Annotated in this window: 18 protein-coding genes; 10 read left to right on the top strand and 8 right to left on the bottom strand. The window is 63.6% G+C overall.

Going from position 1 to position 20,900, the window contains the following annotated elements; all coding sequences use genetic code 11:
* Positions 1–37: 37 nt before the first annotated feature.
* Positions 38–556, bottom strand: coding sequence for a hypothetical protein (locus FAZ21_RS10610; protein WP_136773422.1), 519 nt, complete (start codon positions 554–556; stop codon positions 38–40).
* A 134-nt stretch (positions 557–690) separates the two neighbouring features.
* Between FAZ21_RS10610 and FAZ21_RS10605 the strand changes: the two genes are divergently transcribed.
* Positions 691–1,026, top strand: coding sequence for a hypothetical protein (locus tag FAZ21_RS10605; RefSeq protein WP_136773421.1), 336 nt, complete (start codon positions 691–693; stop codon positions 1,024–1,026).
* Positions 1,027–1,216: 190 nt separating this feature from the next.
* Here the strand turns inward: FAZ21_RS10605 and FAZ21_RS10600 are convergent, their stop codons facing one another.
* Positions 1,217–2,032, bottom strand: a complete 816-nt coding sequence (locus FAZ21_RS10600) for a hypothetical protein (protein ID WP_136773420.1) — start codon at positions 2,030–2,032, stop codon at positions 1,217–1,219.
* A 702-nt stretch (positions 2,033–2,734) separates the two neighbouring features.
* Between FAZ21_RS10600 and FAZ21_RS21075 the strand changes: the two genes are divergently transcribed.
* Together FAZ21_RS21075 and FAZ21_RS10590 are read left to right on the top strand one after the other, a co-directional pair.
* Complete coding sequence (locus FAZ21_RS21075; protein WP_136773419.1) at positions 2,735–4,060, top strand: carbohydrate-binding protein; 1,326 nt, start codon at positions 2,735–2,737, stop codon at positions 4,058–4,060.
* A 209-nt stretch (positions 4,061–4,269) separates the two neighbouring features.
* A complete protein-coding gene (locus tag FAZ21_RS10590) occupies positions 4,270–4,542 on the top strand; it encodes a hypothetical protein (RefSeq protein ID WP_136773418.1) in 273 nt (90 codons plus the stop codon).
* Between the two features lie 156 nt (positions 4,543–4,698).
* Here FAZ21_RS10590 and FAZ21_RS10585 read toward each other — a convergent pair whose 3' ends face one another.
* Positions 4,699–6,327 (bottom strand): methyl-accepting chemotaxis protein, encoded by a 1,629-nt coding sequence (locus tag FAZ21_RS10585; RefSeq protein WP_246038603.1) that lies wholly within the window; start codon positions 6,325–6,327, stop codon positions 4,699–4,701.
* Positions 6,328–7,358: 1,031 nt separating this feature from the next.
* On the opposite strand from FAZ21_RS10585, the gene FAZ21_RS10580 reads away from it, so the two are divergent.
* From FAZ21_RS10580 to FAZ21_RS10555, 6 genes are all read left to right on the top strand, one after another.
* Entirely contained in the window at positions 7,359–9,377 is a 2,019-nt protein-coding gene (locus FAZ21_RS10580; RefSeq protein WP_136773417.1) for a TonB-dependent receptor plug domain-containing protein, read from the top strand.
* A 13-nt stretch (positions 9,378–9,390) separates the two neighbouring features.
* A complete protein-coding gene (locus FAZ21_RS10575) occupies positions 9,391–10,680 on the top strand; it encodes an HmuY family protein (RefSeq protein ID WP_136773416.1) in 1,290 nt (429 codons plus the stop codon).
* A gap of 193 nt (positions 10,681–10,873) precedes the next feature.
* Positions 10,874–11,941, top strand: coding sequence for a hemin-degrading factor (locus FAZ21_RS10570; RefSeq protein ID WP_136773415.1), 1,068 nt, complete (start codon positions 10,874–10,876; stop codon positions 11,939–11,941).
* Positions 11,942–11,945: 4 nt separating this feature from the next.
* Positions 11,946–12,803, top strand: a complete 858-nt coding sequence (locus tag FAZ21_RS10565) for a heme/hemin ABC transporter substrate-binding protein (RefSeq protein WP_136773414.1) — start codon at positions 11,946–11,948, stop codon at positions 12,801–12,803.
* Between the two features lie 7 nt (positions 12,804–12,810).
* Complete coding sequence (locus FAZ21_RS10560) at positions 12,811–13,872, top strand: FecCD family ABC transporter permease (protein WP_136773413.1); 1,062 nt, start codon at positions 12,811–12,813, stop codon at positions 13,870–13,872.
* Positions 13,869–14,654 carry a heme ABC transporter ATP-binding protein gene (locus FAZ21_RS10555; RefSeq protein WP_136773412.1) on the top strand — a complete coding sequence of 262 codons (786 nt, stop codon included), beginning with the start codon at positions 13,869–13,871 and terminating at the stop codon, positions 14,652–14,654. The genes FAZ21_RS10560 and FAZ21_RS10555 overlap by 4 nt, the downstream gene beginning before the upstream one ends.
* Positions 14,655–14,795: 141 nt before the next feature.
* Here FAZ21_RS10555 and FAZ21_RS10550 read toward each other — a convergent pair whose 3' ends face one another.
* From FAZ21_RS10550 to FAZ21_RS10540, 3 genes are all read right to left on the bottom strand, one after another.
* The gene (locus tag FAZ21_RS10550) at positions 14,796–15,188 is read right to left on the bottom strand and encodes a protein YgfX (protein WP_136773411.1); all 393 of its coding nucleotides are present in this window, start codon (positions 15,186–15,188) and stop codon (positions 14,796–14,798) included.
* 24 nt (positions 15,189–15,212) lie between these two features.
* Entirely contained in the window at positions 15,213–15,926 is a 714-nt protein-coding gene (locus FAZ21_RS10545) for an SIMPL domain-containing protein (protein WP_169307353.1), read from the bottom strand.
* 197 nt (positions 15,927–16,123) lie between these two features.
* Positions 16,124–16,483: a hypothetical protein gene (locus FAZ21_RS10540; RefSeq protein ID WP_136773409.1), complete on the bottom strand. Its 360-nt coding sequence runs from the start codon at positions 16,481–16,483 to the stop codon at positions 16,124–16,126.
* A 134-nt stretch (positions 16,484–16,617) separates the two neighbouring features.
* Here FAZ21_RS10540 and FAZ21_RS10535 point away from each other — a divergent pair, with 134 nt between their 5' ends.
* Complete coding sequence (locus FAZ21_RS10535) at positions 16,618–16,971, top strand: hypothetical protein (RefSeq protein ID WP_136773408.1); 354 nt, start codon at positions 16,618–16,620, stop codon at positions 16,969–16,971.
* Between the two features lie 67 nt (positions 16,972–17,038).
* Here the strand turns inward: FAZ21_RS10535 and FAZ21_RS10530 are convergent, their stop codons facing one another.
* Together FAZ21_RS10530 and rnr are read right to left on the bottom strand one after the other, a co-directional pair.
* A complete protein-coding gene (locus FAZ21_RS10530) occupies positions 17,039–17,674 on the bottom strand; it encodes a glutathione S-transferase family protein (protein WP_136773407.1) in 636 nt (211 codons plus the stop codon).
* Positions 17,671–20,862 (bottom strand): ribonuclease R, encoded by a 3,192-nt coding sequence (gene rnr / locus FAZ21_RS10525; RefSeq protein WP_136773406.1) that lies wholly within the window; start codon positions 20,860–20,862, stop codon positions 17,671–17,673. The genes FAZ21_RS10530 and rnr overlap by 4 nt, the downstream gene beginning before the upstream one ends.
* Positions 20,863–20,900: the final 38 nt, after the last annotated feature.

Raw genomic sequence — 20,900 nt, 5'->3', positions numbered from 1 at the left:
AGCAATACCCGGAGCCGAAGGACCGGGCCCCGCGCCGTTAAAGCGAGCGAATGCGCTCCAGCAACACGGTGAAGTAATCAAAAATATGCTGCGCCCCAATCAGGAATAACTCACGATTTTGATGGAACCCAACTGCGGCAAGACCGAGAAGCAGCCATTTCAATGGCACGAAAACCCGAATGCTGTAACCGCTTTGCACGTCGCCATACGCCCTGTACTGAGCATGCCCACGCCGCCCATTGACAAGCCGAGCCAGCAATCTCGTCATGACATCGGCAATGAGCAATGCCCCTCCCAGAGGCACGAGATATCCCAGCCAGAAGAGCCCTCCCGACTGGATGTCCGAGACAACGATCAAGACAGTTCCGGCCAATAGACAGGCGATGAGCGTGATCTCGGCAATTTGATCGATCGCCTTGTTGCGACGCAGTGCCCGATCGTCCCAGAAAAAGGCACCCGTAGCCGTATCCCTCGCCGGAAAGAACCGGCACAGCGCTTTGTTCAATAGCGCCGACAGCGCCGGCGTGAGCAACACGACAATAAGGGTGGAATTCATTGGTCATCGACGTTTACTGATCACGGCGACAGGGAGCATATCTCACGCAAAGCCACGCCTGGAAAACTCACGCGCACTTTCATCCCAGGCTTTGCTAGAACCGGGCTAACCAGCCGACCATTCGGAATCACATCATGTTCCTGCTTCGTTCTTCTTCGTCCAGTGCCTTGCTGGCACTTGTCAGCCTGCAATGCATTCCCAACGGCTATGCGGCCAGCCCCACCGCCTGGACCGATCATCAGCGCCAGGTCGTGCAGGCCTGCGTCAAGGCCAGCAATCTGAAGAACGCCCAGGCGGGCGGTAACGTGATCGAGTTCGACGATCGCGCGGGGGTGACGGCGGTGGTGATCGCCGGGCGCTACCCGCAACGGCATATGAAGAACCGCCCCGGCCGGGAGCTATGCGTGTACGACAAGGCCACGCATACGGCGTATGTGTCGGAGGCGGATTCGCTGATCACGGGACGTTGAACACCAACCACAACGCGCTTGCGTCATCGCCACGCCTTGCCCGGTCCGGCCAGGCCGGTGCCGGGCCGGATCTGCCATAGGCTGGTGTTCGGATCCAGATCGTCGGCGGGCGAGCCACCCGCGCGGCGTTGGGAAGCGGCCAGGCACAGCGCGGATCGCCACCGTGCCGGCCGCAGGGCGCTGGCATCGGTCAGGCTGGAATCTCGTTGCGTTCCCAGGCGGCACGTATGGCCGGTTTGCCTTGCACCGGGGTAGCGTTGTCCTTGGCCTGGAACACACCCAGCCCCGGCACGCCACTGCCGGGCGCAATGGGAAAGTCCGCCGCGGCCAGCAGTTGCGCGATCAGGGCGATGTGTTCGTTGGTCAGTTGTTGCAGGTAAGCGGTTTGATACCGGGGAATGGCGACATCGAGCGCGCGCTGGTCGTTGTCCAGGCGCAGCGACAGTTCCTGAAAGGCCGCCTGCGCCTCGAATTCCAGCAAGAGCGGCACCCCGGGCACGGTTTCCACGGTGTGGGTATTGTTCAGTTCGATCCACCAGTGATCGTCGATCACATCGTCGTCGCGATCGGCCCGCGCGATGATCCGGTAAGGGGTGGGGTCGGCGGATACGGTCAGGCCCGCCACCTGCAAGGCCAGGCGGAACACCCGCTTTCGCGCCTCCGCGCGCCGCCCTGCCCGATCACCATCGAGATAGGCCTGGATGGCATCCAGCGCCGCCTTGCGGGCGGCCTGCTGCTCGGCGGAACCACCGGCGAAGTACGGCCAGGCACTGCATCGCGCCCAGCACTCATTACGCGCGGCAAGCAATTGCTGGGGGTTGAACCCACTGCCGCGCCAATCGCTGACGTAGCCATAGAGATCACGTGGATTGGGGCCGTCGGCCCGTATCCCATAAAGCGCCCAGTTCCAGCAGGCCGGATCGTATACGGCATCGCCCGCGACAATGCGCGTGCGGTTGACGGCGGCAAGCGTTGCCAGTTGCGCGCCTGAAAGCGTGGTCGGCATGTGATGTTCCTTGTGGGGTGAAAGCAAGAGGACGTGGCGAAGCAGCGCTTCGCGTGCCGGCGGCGGCCTGAACGCGATGGTCAACGGTGCGCGAACAGATCGGCGACGTACACGGGCTATTTATGACAAATAAATAAACACCCACTGAAAATTCATGACTTGCGGCGGATCACCCACGCCATCAGGGGTGGTATGCGGTTTTAGCCTCACCACGGAGCAAGTCCGCATTCACGGGAGGTACTTCCCCTCGTGCTGGATGCGGCGGTCACGAGTGGCACTTCGAACCATCCGTCGTTTATCCAACGCTTGGCGCACACCGCCGATCGCCTCGTCCCGGCCTTCCACCCATCACGCTGACCGCGCGAAAGGCTTTTCTGCCCCCGGTTTGCGCTACTGAGCCAAATCGCTTTTTTGCCGGAAACAGCTGTCCAAGGCAGGATCGTTGCGGGATGCGGCTTGTAAGGCGAGTTGACGCTGCATCGCCGTCAAGTCCCCTGCAAACGAAATGATCGATCCAGACAAATATGCGTGTTCTTTCCCAACATTCAGTCAAGGTACGCATTGGATTAGCTTTTTGCCTGGACTGCGCAATCGGACAACTCATAGCGCGTCCATGTGGCGATGGCCCGGCCATCGCCCCGTCCTGTACCGACGCCGGCGTGGCGGCTCCTCGACCGCCCTCGGCACGATTGGAGGAATGGCATGAGCAAGCAATGCATCGGCGTGCTGGCAGCGCTACCGCTGGCAATGTTATTGATCGGTGGGCCCGTCGCCGCCAAGACCATCACCTGGTCCGGCCATCAGTGGGAGGTACGGGCTGGTGGCGGTGGCCCCGGCCCCAATGTCTGGGATGACCGCAACGCCTGGGTGGACGAGCAAGGCTATCTACACCTGAAGATCGCCAATCGCGATGGCGTCTGGTCGTCGGCGGAAATCCAGTTGGCCAACCTGGAACGGCTGGGTTTCGGCACCTACCAGTTCAAGATGCTGGGCCGGCCCGACCTGCTGGACAAGAACGCAGTGTTCGGCTTTTACACCTACCCGCCAGCCGATGTCGGGGGGGATTCCACCAACGAAATCGATATCGAGTTCTCGCGCTGGGGCAACGATTTCGCACTGCTGGGCAATTACACAGTGTGGCCAGCAGTGAACGGCGCCAACCGCAGCTGGCGCGGCTTCGACTTCACCCTGACCAGCGACCGCTCCACGCATCGCTTCAACTGGCAGTCGGACAAAGTGGTATGGCAGTCGATGCAGGGCTTCGTCGACGTGGGCCAGACGCATGACGAGTTCATGAACTGGACCTTCGATCCGCGCAACCCGCCCGCCAATACCGATACGCGCGATCTCCAGTTCTATTGCCGATCCGGCGACCCGCAGCAATGCATCGCGCAGAAACCGCAGTATTTCCTGATCAACCTGTGGCAGGTGGGCGGACGCGCACCGTCCAACAACCAGGAAATCGAACTGGTTCTCACCGAGTTCACCCACGTACCCGGCGGAACCTCGCCCACGCCGACACCCGGACCGACACCGACGCCACAGCCCACACCAACCCCCACCACCCCGCCGACCCCCACGCCCACCACCGTGCCCACGCCGACGCCAGCCCCCGGCACCTGCTACCAGGCGTGGTCCGCAGCCGCCATCTACACCAGCGGCCAGCGTGTGACCGTGGCGGGGGTGAACTACGAGGCCAAGTGGTGGACGCAGGGCGACAATCCCACGCTGTCCGATCAATACGGGGTGTGGAAGCGATTGGGCGACTGCACCGGTGCAACACCGACTCCCACCCCGGTCCCGACGCCGGTCACCCCGACCCCCACCCCGGTTCCTACACCCACGCCCGTTACACCGACCCCAACGCCAACGGCAGGCTGCTCCGCCTGGCGCGAAGGTGTGCCTTATGCGGTCGGCGATTGCGTCAGCTATCAGGGCCGGCAATACCGCGCCCTGATCGCCCACACGGCCCCTGTCGGCGGTGGCTGGACGCCCGTGGTGGTACCGGTGTTGTGGCAACCCGTCTAGGCGTGGCCCGCACGGTTGATGATTCAAGCTCCACCCTCTTCACGGCGCCCAAGGCGCCGTTTTTTTTTTGTGGGCGCCGTGAGCGGCATGCATCAATCAAAGCAGTGAACCACGCCACGGCAGAAGATAAGTGCTGGCATTTGCAGTGGCTTCACCATTCGAACCCGACTAGTGGCGAATATTGAACTGACGCTTGCTGTGGTTGATTGGTGAAATCATCTTTTAATTTCTGCCCCTTCATTTTTTACGGAATCGCATATTTCTCTTCCTTTTCCGTCATGGCAATGGATGTCAAGCTATCGGACTCAAAAAAAGTGAATGCGCGCATTCATTTAAGGAACATTGACCCCGTGGATTTTTGCCACTTTTCAATAGCATTTGAAATGGCGGATATGCCAAGATCTTTTCGTCGCATGATGGGCACCAACAAGCCCAGCGAAGCTGGCCCCGGCAAGCAGCGCGAAACGCCTGAAGAACAATAAATCGAACTTCCCCCAGCCGCAGACAGTATGTGTTGTACGGCCAAGTGAGGCTCGGCCCGCGCACCAGGCTACCAAGAGGTTTCTGCTCGCGGCTCAAAAACGCCACGCTTCCCAGCGTGGCGTTTTCGTTGCGGCGTGCACGCGCCATAAAGCCCATCAAAGCTTGAACTGCGCCACGCGCCTTTCCAGTTCGGTGGCCAGATCACGCAGTTGCTGTGCGGTATGGGCGGTTTCATCCACGGCCCGGCTGTTCTCTTCCGACATCTGCGCAATCTTCTCCACATTACGCGCCACGTCGTTGGATGCCGTGCTCTGCTCGGTCAGCGATGTGGTGATGTCGGCCACCACACTCACCACACGGTCGGCGCTGGTACGGATCTGGCCAATGGCTTCGCCAGCGCTGTTGGCGGTTTCGACGTTTTCTTCCACCTTCTTCACCCCGTCGCTCATGCTGTCCACCGCGGTACGGGTGCCAACCTGGATTTTCTCGATCATCGTGGCGATTTCGATGGTGGAGGTGGAGGTGCGTTCAGCCAGCTTGCGTACTTCGTCCGCCACCACCGCAAAGCCCCGGCCCTGCTCGCCGGCACGTGCCGCTTCGATGGCGGCGTTCAAGGCCAGCAAGTTGGTCTGGTCGGCGATTTCCTTGATGACGTTGACGATGCCAGTGATCTGCTTGGCGTGTTCGCCCAGATGATCGACCGTCTGCGAGGCACTGCGTACCGATTCGGAAATGCTGCGGATGCCCGCCACGGTCTGGCCGATGACTTCGCTGCCGGATGTGGAAACGCGGCCAGCCTCACGCGATTGCTCCTCCGCTTCACGCGCGGAACCCGCCACGTGGTTGATGCTGACGGTGAGCTGTTCCACCGCCGCCGCCATCGCCGCTGCTGCGCTGCTCTGTTCACGCGCCCCAACCGATACCTGGTCGGATGCCTGGCTGATGCGCTCGGCGCCGCCCAGCAGATCCTCGGCACTTTGCTTCACGTGGTGCAGCATCTCGCGCAATTTTTGCTGCATCTGGTTGAGCGCGCTGAGCAGCCGGCCGATTTCATCCTGGGCGCCGGCAGCCACGTCGCGGCTGAAATCGCCATGTGAGGCACGAGCCGCCATGTCACCGGCTTCTTTCAAGCGCCGGGCGAGACTGCTCGAAATACCGACAGCGATACCAACGCCGATCACCGCACACAAGATGCTGGCGATGATCATGGTGACGACATTGCTTTGCCGCGCGGCATTGGCCTCGGCCGCGCGGGCGCCGAGCAGCGAGGATTCGGCATCCGAAATCTCGGACAGCACCTGCCGCATCGCATCCATGCGGCTCTTGCCATTGGCCTGCCGTACCACCGCCACCACTTCATCCATGCTGCGTGTTCCAGCCGCTACATCCCGGCGCAGGGCGATTTCCGGTGTGACCACGTTACCAATCCAGTCTTCCATCAGGGTGGCCAGTTTTTTCAGGCGTTCCTGCTGGGTGGCATTGTCCTTGGTCAGCTCGGTGATCTTGGTCAGCGCCTCGTCGAATGCCTGATGGCCCGAGTTGTAGGGCCCCAGGAAGTCGTCCTGACCGGAGAGCAAAAAGCCCCGCTGGCCAGTCTCCATGTTGATCATCCCGGCGAGCATGTCATCAACTTGCATCAGGACCTTATACGTATGTTCGGTCCACCCGGTTGCGTCCTTCACGCGGCCGACATTGTTGGCGATGACCCCCATGGCAATGAGCACGATGACCAGAACGGTGCCAAAGCCCAGATAAAGCTTTTTCGCAATACTCAGCGCATTCATTTCATTCTCTCCTTGTGTCTCCGCCCTCACCCTGCGGATTTTCAAAGACAGATTAATCTGCTTATTTCTCTATTGCTTGGCATCGGCCCCGCGCGCCATGCGTTCATGACTGGCTATTGTCGCTTTCCCATATGACAACCGCTGGCTATATATAAAAAATGGGGGGAAAGTCATGAAATTCCATATTTTCAATTGGCCGAACGTTTCGCAGTTTCTGATGCCCCCCCCTACCCAATCGGCTAGCCCTCCATCAGCGGCCATGACCGCTCAACCACCACTCCAATAATTTCATTATTTTTCAATAACTTAAGTAAATACCTCGATGAGCCACCAGGCTACCCCATGCATTGCCGAAAACCACCCCACCCGATAAACCAATCCACGGCCCCACCCATTCAACGCATGAGCATATATTTAATACAAATTTGTTCGTATTTTTGGAAAGAATGCTGGATTGGTGCAAATATTTGGTGAGTCGGATGAAAACCTGATTTGATCACCATTGCGCTTACCCAAGTAATTCCTGAGCAGAAGGAGATGTAACCACGCCAATGGCAATCTCGGTGCGATTACCAGCCTGCATCAGATGCTGGAGCAAAAACTGCCTCCGAATCTCCGTTCAAGGATGTTTTGCGGGTTCAATCACCGAAGGGTGGCCATCCGATTGGAAGCCTGAAACGTTGCATGCGATACAAGTTGGTACGTGCACGCCTGTCAGCAAACGCTTTCCACCACTGCAAGATTTCAGGTCACACAAGGGTCTGGTTCTGGCAACACCTCGTATCTGTCATAGTATTTGCAAATAAGAATGTTTATCGTTTAATATCGTAAGTATTGATCCAGCGCATGGTGCATTGCGGTAGAACAGGCTAACCAGGCGGCAAGCCTGCAAGGCCCATTTGATGCCGGCACCGGCTGGGAAAACCGGCACAGCTCCGGTCGTGGCAAGCCATCGTTTACGGCGTTGCTCGCTTTAAAAACGATAATAATTATCAACCTCAAAATCATCTGGACGTCATTCCGAGGCCATCGTGTTCCTGTACCACTCCCCGTTCCAGCCCCCGTTCCGCCGCAAATCCTTATGCGGGCTGGGTTTGTTGTCACTGCTGCTGGCGTTGCCGCTGGCCTACGCCGACAGCACGCTCGACACCATCGTCGTGACCGCCACCCGTACCGAAAAGACCATCGAGGATGCGCCAATCCGCACCGAGGTCGTTACCAGCAAGGAAATCGAGCGCACCCACGCCCGCACTTTGAAAGAGGCGCTGGAAAACGTGCCCGGCCTGCAACTGCGCGAAGTGCATGGCAAGTCAGGCTATGAGCTTTCGCTACAAGGCCTGACCAGTGATCAGGTGCTGATCCTGATCGATGGCATGCCCATCAGCGCCAGCACCGGCTCCACGGTCAATCTCAGCCAGTACCTGCTGGCGGAAGTGGACCATATCGAGGTGATCAAGGGCGCCGCCTCCGCGCAGTACGGCAGTTCGGCCATGGGCGGCGTGATCAATGTCATCACGCGCAAGATCCAGCCGGGGTTCTCCGGCAGCGTGGCCGGCGACGTCGGTAGTTACGGCAAGCAGAACGTGTCGGGCAAATCGTTCGACAAGGGCAGCGCCCACGGCCAGGCGCGTGTCGAAGGTGGCGGCGAGCGCTGGCGGGTGCGCGTGGACGCGGACGTGGTCGACGATTCGGGCTTTTCGGTGAACCCGGACGCCTGGGCGCGCCAGGGCGACGCATCGCGTCGCGAACAGTACGGCGGACGGCTGGCCTGGCTGCCCACCCCGAACAGCGAGCTGTGGGTGGAAGGCAGTACCTACACCGAGGACGACGAACAGCGCTATCAGTACTACGCACCGCCCAACTACATCCCGCAGCGCAAGACCGAAAACATCGAGCGTGATCGCATCGCCGCCGGTGGCAACTGGCGCTTCGACAACGGCATGAACGTACAGCTCAAGGGCCTGGACGAGCGCTACGACAGCACCACCCGCGAATACTCCAACGATTTCGCCATTGCCAGGCGCGAATCCGAGCAGACCACGCAGCATGTCACGGCCCAGGTGGACCTGCCCGCCTGGAACCGCCAGCTATGGCAGTTCGGTGCGGACTGGCACGGCGAGAGCCTTACCCAGACCAGCAACGATGTCTCGGAACTGGTGGGCAACGGCAAGGTCACGCGCAGCAGCCGCGAGCTGTTCGCACAGAATGACATCATCTTCAACGACATCTGGGAACTGGTACTTGGCCTGCGCTGGCAGGACGACTCGGATTTCGGCAGCCACGCCGCCCCCAAGATCGCGCTGCGCGGCAACGTACTGCAAAGCGGCGACTGGAACGGCGTACTACGCGCCAGCTTCGGCCAGGGCTACCGCGTGCCCAACCTGAAAGAGCGCCACTACCTGTTCGATCACAGCTCGCTGGGCTACATGGTGCTGGGCAATCCCGACCTCAAGCCCGAGTCATCCAATAGCTGGCAACTGGGCGGCACGCTGTCGTTCCGCCAGAACGTCACGCTGGACGTGAACCTGTTCCTCAATGACGTGAAAGACCTGATCCAGACCGATCTGGACAACTACACCACGGTAAACGGCGTGGCGCTGTACAGCTACGAGAACATCGCCCGCGCCCGTACCCGGGGCGTGGAAACCGCGTTGCGCTGGCAACCGCTGGAAACACTGGATTTCAGCGCCGCCTACACCTTCACCGACGCACGCGACCTGGATACCGACCAATCGCTGACGCGCCGCCCCCGCAGCATTGCGCGCGTTGGCGCCGACTGGCAGGCCCTGGCCGACACCGGCATCTCCCTGCGCGGCCGCTATCAGAGCAGCGAACTGGTCGATGCCGCCACCAACGCCCGTTCGCCGGCCTGGACCACCTGGGATCTGAAGATCAACCAGACCATCAACCGCGACACCACCGTCTACTTCGGCGTGGACAACCTGTTCGACCGACAGCGCGACTTCGCCGATGCCAGCGACTTCGGCCCCATTGCGGGCCGGTTCATCTACCTGGGTGCCCGTTACACCTGGGGCAAGACCAACTACTGAGAGAGCAACAGCCATGCAATCCAAACACCATAAGTCGGGCGCCCTGCTGGCCATGACGTTGACCCTGGCCCTGGCCGCATGCGGTGGCGGCGGAGGTGGTGGCGATTCCACGCCCACCCCGGTGCCCACGCCGACACCCACGCCCGCCCCGTCCGCCGGGTTCAGCCAGAAAGCCACCTGGGCCGTCACCCTGCCGGCAACCAATGTCTCGGTATGCTACGACTTCGACACCCAGACCGAAGTGGCCGATTGCAGCGGCAACGCCTGGGATCTGAAGTTCAAGAGCGGCGGCCGCACCGCCTCGCTCTCCACCAATAGCGGCGTCAGCGGCAGCGGCCAGGGCGGCGCCTTCGGCGGCCCGTTCGAACACACCTGGGCAGACCTGCTCGCCTGGCAGAACGGCACCACCGACCCCACCAGCGGCCCGATCCCCGCCAACCTGTATTTCAAGGACAGCGCCAGCGGCGTGTTCACCGGCAGCAATTCGATCCAGGCCGCCGCATTCGAGTACGGCGTGGGCGGCGAGAACGACCACAAGCTGTACCCCAACTATCGCGTGTTCCTGATCACCACCGACAACACCAAGGCCAGCAACACGGGCGATGCCACCTCGCCGGTGTTCGCGCTTCAGGTGACCGGCTATTACGGCGGCCCGAGCGGCACCGCGTCCGGCTGGCCGTCGTTCCGCTGGGTGGATCGCTTCACCGGCACGCAGAAGACCGCGATCGTCGATGCCAGCACCGACTGGGTTTACTACGACCTGGTCGCGGGCGCGGTCAGCAGCGAAGCCGGCACGTGGCATATCGCCTTCAACCGCTACAACGTCAAGCTCAACGGCGGCGCATCCGGTAGCGGCAAGGTGGGTGGCTTTGTCGGCGGCACCCCGGCTGGCTTCTACGATGGCAGCGGCAAGCCGGTGGCGGCCAAGTTCACCGATGCGACCAACTTCGCCAGCACGCTGGCCGATCTGGCCAGCCCCACTGCCTTCCCGGCCACTGCCGCGCAATGGGTCAAGGACGGCACCACTTCGCCGCTCAGCCCCAACTACCAGGGCACCTACCCTGCCGCGCTCGACTACGGCTGGTTCAGCTACTACCCGACCACCGCAGCGGCCAGCGCCGCCGGCCTGCCCGCCGTCGCCCACCTGCTGAAGGCGAACGACACGCGCGGCACCCTGCTGCGCTCGGGCGAAGGCAACAGCTACGCCCGCTTCCGCCTGGTCGAGATCAAATACGCCGATCCGAACAATGCGTCCAGCGCGCAGACCTGGACGTTCGAATTCGACATCCAGCCGAAGCCGTAACCCCTGTCGATCGGCGAGCACTGGTGGGGCCCGGCCCCACCGGTTCACCGCCCGCGCCCCATCTCGCCACCGCGAGCAGGCGCGCACTCTGAAAGCCTGTCGATCAGCGCTTGCTGACGGCGTCACGCCTCGTCCGGCACACGGGTGCCGGACGATTTTCCTTCGTATCACCACCCCGTCTCATGGAACTGACATGAACACAGCTACCCTCACTTTCGACCGCACCAGCCGCGCCGAGCTGCAAGCCCGGCACGCCGAACTGGTTGCCGCCGAGCCGCGCCTGCGCATCCGCGACCGCGCGCAACGCCTGGGCGTGAGCGAGGCCGAACTGGTCGCCGCCGAATGCGGCCCCACCGCCATCGAACTGATCGCCACGGGCGAACGCCCGATGCAGACCCTGTTCAACGAACTGGGCACACTGGGCCGCGTGATGGCCCTGTCGCGCAACGACTGGTGCGTGCACGAGCGCCACGGAGCCTACGAGGACATCAAGGCAGAAGGTCCGGTCGGCCTGGTCCTCGGGCCGGATATCGATCTGCGCCTGTTTTTCACCTGCTGGCAGCATTGCTACGCGGTGACCGAGAACGATCGCCGCAGCATCCAGTTCTTCGACCGCGAAGGCGTCGCGGTCCACAAGGTTTTCCTCACCGAGCACAGCGATGCAGCCGCCTATGACGCGCTGGTCGCCAAATATGCCGCGCGCGGCAAGCGCCAACCGACGCCGGAAACGATCCCCGCCAGCAACGAACTGCCGGACGTGGCGGATGCCGCCGCGCTGCGCGATGCGTGGCTGGCGATGACCGACACCCACCAGTTCTTCCCTTTGCTGCGCAAGTTCAACGTCTCGCGCCTGGGCGCCCTGCGTGCCGCCGGCAGCGATCTCGCGCAGCCGGTCGCCATCGATGCGGTCGAGACCATGCTGCAATCGGCCGTGGCCAGCGGGCTGTCCATCATGTGCTTCGTCGGCAACCGGGGCATCGTGCAGATCCACTCCGGCGCCGTGCACAAACTGCTGCGCACCGGGCCGTGGTTCAACATTCTCGATCCCGATTTCAACCTGCACCTCAACACTGAAGCCATCGCCGAATGCTGGGTGGTCAACAAGCCGACCAGTGACGGCTGGGTCACCTCGCTGGAGGTCTACGCCGCCAACGGCGAACTCATCGTGCAATGGTTTGGCGAGCGCAAGCCGGGCAAGCCCGAACTGGCCGGCTGGCGCGAGCTGATGGTGAGCCTGTGCGCCACCCCGTTGGCGGAGTAAGCCCATGCGTATCCTGAAATCCTGGCTGGCCTTCGCCGCCCTGGCGGTGCCGCTGCTCGTCGGCGCCGCACCCGCGCCCAAGCGGGTGGTGGTGCTGGGCGGCGGGCTGACCGAGATCGCGTATGCGCTGGGCGGCGGCCCACAACTGGTGGGCGCCGACCAATCCAGCATCTACCCGCCCGAAGCGCGTCAACTGCCCAAGGTGGGCTACTACCGTACCTTTTCGGTGGAAGGCGTGGTCGGACTGACACCGGATCTGGTCCTGGCATCCGATCAGGCCGGCCCACCGGAAGCGATCGAACGCTTGCGCCAGTTAGGGCGGCGCGTGATCGTGCTGCCGTCCGAACCCACCTTGCCGGCGCTGGAGCAACGTATCCACGGCGTGGCCGCGGCACTGGGCCTGCGCGACGATGGTCGTGCCCTGGTGCTGCGTGTGAACGATGCCCTCAAGCCATTACGTGGCGGTAAGGCGCCGCGCACGCTGATGGTGATGAGTCGCGGCGGGAACACGCTGGAAGCGGCCGGTGGCGGAACCGCCGCCGACGCCATGCTCAAGCTGGCCGGCGCGCCCAACGTGCTGGCACGCCAGCGCGGCTACAAGGCGCTGGGCGGAGAAGGCATCGCGGCATTGGCGCCCGAGGTGATCGTCACCACGCGCATGAGCGTCGAATCGCTGGGCGGCGCCGATAAACTGCTGGCGATGCCCGGCCTCGCCGCCACGCCAGCCGCGCGCAACAAGCGGCTGGTGATCATGGACGACCTGCTGCTGCTAGGCTTCGGCCCACGGCTGCCGGAAGCATTGGTCGAACTGAAAGCGGGCCTGAGCACGACCGGCGCGAGCGGCAAGCAGAGCGGGAGATGATGCTACGATGCCTGCCGTGACCGCCCCCGCCCCTTCCCGGCCCATCCCGATGGATGCCGCCCCCGTCCAGGACACGACGCGCCCCCGCGCGTTGCAGGTGCTGCTGATCCTGATCGCGCTGCTGGCATGCGCCACGCTGGCGGCCGCCGCCAGCGGCGCGGTGGACATCCCGTGGTCGGCGCTGCCGCAGCTATTGCTCGGCAACGCCGCCACGCCCGATGAGACGCTCTGGCAAAGCGTGCTGTGGCAGGTCCGTCTGCCACGCGTGCTGTTCGCCATCGTCTGTGGCGGCGGGCTGGCCATTGCCGGCGTCAGCATGCAGGCGTTGTTCCGCAATCCGCTGGCGGAGCCTGGGCTGATCGGCATCTCGGCGGGCGGCTCGCTGGGCGCGGTCGCGGCCATCGTGCTCGGCTACCAGCAGTTCGCCGTGCTGGCGCCCGCCGCATTCTGCGGCAGCCTGGGGGCCACGTTGCTGGCCTACCGGCTGGGACGCATGCAGCACGGCATGGCCGGGTTGCTGCTGGCCGGCGTGGCGATCAATGCCATTTGCTGGGCCTTGATCGGGCTGTTCACCTATCTGGCGGACGATACCCAGCTACGCAGCCTCACTTTCTGGAACCTGGGCAGCCTGGCCGGCGCAAGCTGGCCGCTGCTGGCGTTCCTGGCGCCGTGGACGGTGGCGATTTCCATCATGCTGCTACGGCACTGGCGCGCGATGAACGCGCTGCTGCTGGGCGAGCGCGAAGCGCAACACCTGGGGTTCTCGCTCAAGCCGCTGCGCCGGCGCATGGTGATCCTCACCGCGTTGCTGGTCGGCCCGCTGGTGGCCGCCACCGGCACCATCGGCTTCATCGGTCTGGTGGTGCCACACCTGGTGCGGCTGTCATTGGGCGCCGACCACCGCTGGTTGCTGCCCAACGCCCTGGTTGCGGGCGCGCTGGCACTGACGCTGGCCGACTGGCTGGCGCGCATCGTGGTGATTCCGTCGGAGCTGCCGATCGGCATCGTCACCGCGCTGGTGGGCGGGCCGTTCTTCCTCTGGCTGCTGACCCGCGGAGGCCCGCGATGATCGCCGCCGAACGACTCCATTGCAAACGCGGCGGCCGCGCTGTGCTGCACGATGTATCGCTGACGCTGGCCAATGGCGAAGTCCTGGGTGTGCTCGGTGCCAATGGCGCCGGCAAATCGTCGCTACTGGCATTGCTGGCGGGCGAACTGGCGCCGGACGCCGGCCGGGTGTTGCTGGACGGCACACCGCTCGCCGGCCTGCCCACCGCCACCCTGGCTCGTCGGCGCGCAGTATTGCCGCAATCGCCGACACTGGCATTCGACCTGTCGGTGGCCGAAGTGGTCGCGATGGGTGCCTACCCGTTTCCCGAACTGACGCCGGGAACGGTGGACGAACTGGTCGCCCGCGCACTGGCGCTGGCCGATGTCGCCCACTTCATCGACCGCCGCTATCCGCGCCTGTCCGGCGGCGAGCAGCAGCGGGTGCAGTTCGCACGGGTGCTGGTGCAGGTGCTGGCCGCGCAACAACCCGGCGAGGGCCGCGCGTTGCTGCTGGATGAGCCGACCGCCAGCCTCGATCCACGCCACCAGCAGGCGCTGCTTCAGGCCGCGCACGAACTGGCCCGCAATCAGGGGCTGGCCGTGCTGACGGTGTTGCACGACGTGAATCTGGCGGCACGGTGGTGCGACCGGCTGCTATTGCTGGCAAACGGCACCACCGTGGCCTGCGGCGCGCCGGCCGACGTGCTGACGCCAGACATTCTGCAAACGGTGTACCAGATTCCAGCCGCCGTAGTGCCGCATCCGCATGCACCGGCCCGGCCGCTGGTGCTGTTCGACTGAGCGCCGCTCGCTCATTCGGCGCCAACCGGACACGTGTGGCCAATGCGATTGAGCCCGGTCGTGCGACGTGTTCGCGGAACCGGACGCCGGACGGCATCGGCGTCCTGGCACAAAAAAAGGAAGCTGCACGCTTCCTTTTTTTCATTCGCCTGGCCGTGGCCGCCAACGCAGCCAGATGCGCAGATGACGCAGCGGCTCGGCGGGCGCCGAATCCGGCCACAGCACCAGCGATCTCGCGCCGCCGGCCTGGCGATAGCGCAGCACGATCAGCAGAGTCGTGACCAGGGTGCCCGGCAATGGCTGGATCAATGCCTCGCCCCCGCCGTGCTCCAGCCACAAGGTTCCGTCGCCGGGTGCGCGCAATTGGCCGTGGCCATGCAGCCCCCGCCAGCCCAGGTACGCCGACGCCGCCACCAGCGCCCATGCCGGTGCGATCCACCAGACCGGCAAGGTAACGGCCAGTGCGCCAGCCAGCAGGTGGATGCCCGATGTCCAGATACGACCAAGCCGCGAGGGGCCGAACCGGCAGTCCACTCGCGGCTTGCTGTGCACGGCGGCTTACTCGACCTGGATGCTGCCGGAGACGGTGACCGTCACCTTGCTGTCGCCCCCTTCCAGCGGCGCGGGCGCCGCATCAGCCGACTCGGCACGCATCATCATTGCCTTGGCCACCGGTTGCGGCGGGATGAACGACTGCGTGTTGACATTCAGGTTGACCGGCCGCCAGCCCTTGCTGGCCATACCACGGCTGACCAGATCGGCGCGCTGGCGGAACGCCTTGAGGCTTTCCTCGATCAGTTCGTTTTCCAGCTTGTCTCGGGTTTCCTCGGCCACGCCGTAGCTGACCTGCGCCAGTTGCAGCGACAGGCCGCCCTCGAGCGGTTGCTGCAACTGGCCCAGCAGCCTGGACAACGTTTCGAAATCACGGCTGGACAGGCGCAACTCGCCACGTCCGCGCCAGCCATCGGCACGGTTGGTCTTGGCGTTGTAGACCGGGAAGGTGCTGTACCCCGTGCCCGCCACCTTGATCGATGCCTGCTGCTTCACCATCTTGAGCGCGGCCGCCAGTGTGCGGTTCACCTTGCCGGAAAGGCGGGTCGGATCGGCGTCGTTCACTTCCACGAACAAAGTGGCAATGGCCAGGTCGTTGGTCACCGAGCGCTGCGCGCTGGCTTCGAGGTTAACGACGTTGTAGTTGAGCGGCTCCGCCTGGGCGGCGCCCAGTACGGTCAGGCCAGTCAATGCTGCCAATGCGATACGACGACGAAACATGTTTTCTCCTTGCCCGGCCATGCCGGTGATCAGTGTGATGAACCGGTGAATCATCCCGCGCGAAGCGCGGCTCCGCCTACCCATCCACAAGATTGCATTGCTTGCGGAGCTTCGGGTGGCAGCAACGGGCGGAATCGATCAAACCCCACCCGCCTGCATCCGGCGTTGCCGGATGCCGATGCCCGCTTCCCGCGCTTTCAGTGATAGCCGTGGTCCGACGGCGTGTTATGGATATCTTCGGATACGCTATCCATCACGCCCAGGTGGATTTCCACGTCGAACCATTCCCAGAACAGCTTGAGGTTGCGCTTCTGCGGCCAAAGCGCTTCGTCCTCCACCCACGACGCAAGTTCCATTTCGAACAATTTGTCGGCGATATCGTCGATGTAGGAAATGCCATCCTCGGGCTCGCCAGCCTCCGGCACCAGGATCACGGTGCAGTCGCTGCGGATATCGTCGAGCGTCAGCTGGATGTCGTTGCCAGGCAGCGCGTTGAGCCACTCCAGGAACGGCTGCTTCGGCCGGATAAGCGCTGCGGACCGATCAACGATGAACATTGGCTTTTTCTCCCCTGTTAGAATGCGGCCGGTACCCAATGTAGGGCCGCCTGTAATCTCCACCCGAACTTTTAGCGCAAGCGCGCAACAAGCTTATCACGGCATTGCGTTAAGCCTTCGGTAACACCCATCCCATGAACGATACTGCCTCATCTTCCTCACAACTCCAGCGCAAACTGGTGAGCTGGCGCGCCGCCGTGCTGCGTCCCGGCGAGACCCAGCCCATCTACGGCCACGCGGTCGAGATCGCAATGCAAAGCGCGGTGGTGGTGATCGACCAGCCCCTGCGCGATGGTTCGCAGATCAAGGTGTTCCTGGAACTGCCCGATGCCGAGGGACAGAATCGCATCTATGCGGAGTTCGCCGCCAAGGTGCTGGCATGCACCTTGATGGGTGGCAGCAGCCGCTTCCGCCTGCAATGCAAGATCACCGAGATCGAGGAATCCCATCGCAAGGCGCTGGATCGCGCCGTAAACCGGCTGGCCTGAACAAGCGCACCCGCATCATGAAAAACGGCCCGCAACGGGCCGTTGTTCATGGGCATGCAATCACACCTCACATCGCCGCCAGCGCCGCCTTGGCCTCCGTCATCACGCTGGCCACGGCCGGCCGCGACTCCGCGCGCGCCGCCCATGCCAACAGCCGTGGATAGCGTGTTTCGGCATCGAGCGGCTGGTTCAGCATGGCGGACAACCCCTGCGCATGCATCCAGCTCAATACCCAGGTGCAATCGGCCAGTGAGAACGCCGGCCCGGCAAGCCAGGCATCGTCGGTCTGCGCTTCGAGCAGATCGAGCGCCTGCAATACGGCCTGCCAGTCATCGGCAAATGCGTCCGGCGCCTGGCCTTTGACCAGCCCGAAAAAGATGCGAAAGATCTGCGGGGCGCAATAGTTGTCGTGCAGGCTGCACAGCCAGCGCACGCGCGCCCGCCCCGCCGCGTCCGACGGCATCAGCGATGGCTGCGGATAGCGATCCTCCAGGTATTCGTTGATGACCTGCGATTCACCCAGGCGGATATCGCCATCCACCAGGAACGGAACACGCCCCAGCGGATTCACCACCCGGTATTCGACGCTGTCCATCCAGCCACCCGGCACCGGCAGGCAGCGATGCGGTAACCCCTTTTCATTGAGTGCAATGCGAACCTTCGCGCAAAAGTGCGAAAACGGCACTTGTATCAATTCGATCATGCTGAGCCTTCTGGTTTTTTTCGTTGACGCGAGCGCCGCGTGGCCTGTCCCTGCGCAGGTGCGGCAGGCGTGGGTTCGGGTTTGCCAGCCGGTGCGGGCGCGGGCGGTGCCAGCAAGGCCGCCACCTGCTTTGCTGCCGGTTGCCGCGCGGGCTTGGCGGCTGGCGGCGGAGAGGCAACACCAGCGGTCACCACAGGCGTCGCCGTGCCGGTGGCAGGCTTGTTACGCCGGGGGGCGGGCTTGGTCGCCGGTGCAGGAGCGGCCTTGGCGGATTCGGCGGTGCTTGCCGGAGCCTGGGCCTGCCGTGGCTTTCTTGCCACGGGCTTTTTCTCCGGTGCGGCGGGCTTGGCCACAGCCGGCGCCGTGCTCGTCGAACCCGGTGCCAATGTGGTGGGCGCGGCTTGTGGTTTCGCCGGCGCCGGGGTCTTTCCTGGTTGCGCCTTGCCCTGCCCCGCATTGGTCGGCGCGGTCGCAGCAGGCGCCGGTTTCGGCGTCGGTTGTGGCTGCTTCGCAGCCGGCTGCGGTTTCGCCGATGCCTGCGGTGGTTTCGGTGCGACCGGCGCCGGGGTGGTTGCCGGCGCACTGGCCGGTTGCGACGGCTTTGCCTCGCCGGGTCGGGCCGGGCGCTTGCTGGAACGGCGCCGTTCAGGGTTGGGAGCAACCGTGGCAGGTGCCGGCGCGGGCACGCTGGTCACGCTAGGTATCGCCGCCGTCACCGGCTTGGCGTTCGCCTGCTGCTTTTGCCGCGAGCGGCGGTTGCGCGAGGAACGCGTCGATTTCGGTGCGGCCTCCGCAGTGGGTGCTTCGCTGCGTGGCGCGGCAGGTGCCGGGGTCTTGCCAACGGCCACCGGCGCGCTTTGCGCGGGTGAGGCCGTTTCGCGCACCTTGCCATCCCCCTGCTTGCCACGACGGCGCGATCCGCCGCGTGCGGCGTCGCGCTCGGCCGGTGGCGGCACGAACAGTCGATCGACCGGCGCCAGCGTGAAATCGATCTTGCTGGTTTCCAGATCGACACGGACCACCTTCACCTTCAACCGGTCGGTGAGCTTGTAGACCTTGCCGCTGCGTTCGCCGCGCAGTTCGCGCCGACGCTCGTCGTAATGGAAGTAATCGCTGCCCAGCTCGGATACGTGCACCAACCCTTCCACATACAGATCGTCCAGCAGGACGAACATGCCAAAGCTGGTCACCGCCGCGACACTGCCTTCGAACTCCTCGCCCACCTTATCCTGCATGTAGTAGCACTTGAGGAAGTTGAGCACGTCGCGGCTGGCGTCGTCGGCGCGGCGTTCGGTCATGGAGCACTGGATGCCGAGGGCGTCCCACTTCTGCGAAGGCTTGTACTTCTTGCCGGCGAGAATGGCCTTGATCGAGCGATGCACCAGCAGGTCGGGATAGCGGCGGATCGGCGAAGTGAAATGCGCATAGGCCGGATAACCCAGGCCGAAGTGACCCTTGTTGTCCGGCGTATAGACCGCCTGCGACAGGCTGCGCAGCAGCATGGTCTGCAACAGCTCGGCATCGGGGCGGGCCTTGATCGCCTGCAACAGCCTGGCGTAGTCCTCGGCGGTGGGATCGTCGTCGCCCCCCAGCGTCAACCCGCAGGTACGCAGGTATTCGCGCAGCACGTCCAGCTTCTCCGGCTTGGGGCCTTCGTGAACGCGGTACAGCCCCGGGTGCTTGTGCTTGATCAGAATGTCGGCTGCGCAGACGTTGGCGGCCAGCATGCATTCCTCGATCAGCTTGTGGGCATCGTTGCGATGCACCGGCACGATCTCGCGGATCTTGCCGTGATCGTCGAAGCGGATCTCGGTTTCCACCGTTTCGAAATCGATGGCACCGCGCTTGGCGCGCGCCTTGGAGAATGCCTGAAACAGCGCGTACAGCTCCTGGATATGCGGCAGCACTTTCTTGTACTGCCTGGCGGTCGGGCCCTTGGGATGCTCGATCATGTCCCACACCTTGGTGTAGGTCAGCCGCGCCTGGGAGTGCATCACGGCCGGATAGAAGCGGTACTTCTTGATCGCACCCTTGGCGCCCACTTCCATGTCGCACACCATGCACAGCCGCGCCACGTCCGGGTTCAGCGAGCAGATGCCGTTGGAAAGCTGCTCCGGCAGCATAGGGATCACCCGCCGCGGGAAATACACCGAATTGCCGCGCTCGCGCGAGGTGACGTCCAGCGCGTCGTCCGGCTGCACATAGTGGCTGACATCGGCGATGGCCACCACCAGGCGCCAGCCCTTGCCTTTCTTCTCGGCGTAGACGGCATCGTCGAAATCCTTGGCGGTCTCGCCATCGATGGTCACCAGCGGCAGGTCGCGCAGGTCCTCGCGCTTCACGCCCTGGATGGCCTTGAGATCGGCCTTGCGCACCTTGGCCGGCACTTCGGCCGCCTGGGCCTGCGCCGCATCCGAGAACACGTGCGGCAGGTTGTGCTTGCGCAGGGCGATCTCGATTTCCATACCGGGATCGTCGTAGTTGCCCAGTATCTCGACCACGCGGCCTACCGGCTGCACATGGCGTTCCGGCTGCTGGATCAACTCCACCACCACGATCTGCCCGGCCTTCGCCCGGCCGGTTTCCTTGGGCGGCACCAGGATTTCCTGGCTGATGCGCTTGTCCTCGGCGGTAACGATGGAGACACCGTGTTCCAGCCGGAAGCGCCCCACCAGGGTGGTATTGGCGCGCTCGAGGATCTCGGCAATCTTGCCTTCGCGCCGGCCACGCCGATCGAACCCGATCTGCTGCCCCAGCACGCGGTCGCCATGCAGGACCTTGTCCATTTCCTTGGGGCCAAGGTAGAGATCGTCGCTGCCGTCGTCGGGAATGAGGAAGCCGAAACCATCGGGATGCCCCTGCACCCGCCCCGCGATCAGATCGACCTTTTGCGGCAGGCACAGCGCACCCTTGCGGTTGATCATCAGATCGCCTTCGCGCGCCATCGCGGCCAGGCGGCGTTCGAAGAAGGGGCGCTCGTCGGCGGTGATCGAAAGCCGCATGACGAGATCGTCCACGGGCAGTGGTACGTTCTCGGCCTCGACCAGTTGGAAAATGAATTCCCGCGAGGGTAGCGGGCTATCGTAACGCTCGGTTTCACGAGCAAGGAAGGGATCCTGGGCGCGCAAATTCGTGGATTGGTGCGGGTTCGCAGCGGTTTTAATTTCTTTCTCGGTCTTTCTTGACATTGTTTTTGGGTTTCCTGATAATCCTGCTTCTTCGTGCA

This window comes from Chitiniphilus eburneus, assembly GCF_005048205.1.
GTDB lineage: Bacteria > Pseudomonadota > Gammaproteobacteria > Burkholderiales > Chitinibacteraceae > Chitiniphilus > Chitiniphilus eburneus.
The sequence above is the reverse complement of the archived record's forward strand: the minus strand, read 5'-3'. Positions and strand labels throughout refer to the sequence as shown.